We start from the raw sequence: 259 nt of genomic DNA on the forward strand, positions 1-259 counted from the left end.
GCTGTATCTCGCCCTTGGTGAGCGGATACAGCTGGACGGCACCGCGGTGAAGGCAGGCCGCGGCCGGTCCTTCCGTCGTTACGTACGCCAGGTCCAGCTCATCTTCCAGGACCCCTTCGCCTCCCTGAACCCCGTGCACACCGTGCGCTACCACCTCACCCGCGCGCTGAAGATCCACGGCCGGGCGGGAACGGGCGACGCGGAACTGGAGACAAACCTGGCAGCCCTGCTGGAACGGGTCCAACTCACGCCTCCCCAG

Annotated in this window: 1 pseudogene; it reads left to right on the forward strand. The window is 67.6% G+C overall.

The features are described from left to right. Positions 1–259: pseudogene (locus J0695_RS40880) on the forward strand (ABC transporter ATP-binding protein); the annotation flags it as partial.

It is taken from the genome of Streptomyces beijiangensis, from assembly GCF_017315755.1.
GTDB classification, from domain to species: Bacteria; Actinomycetota; Actinomycetes; order Streptomycetales; family Streptomycetaceae; genus Streptomyces; species Streptomyces beijiangensis.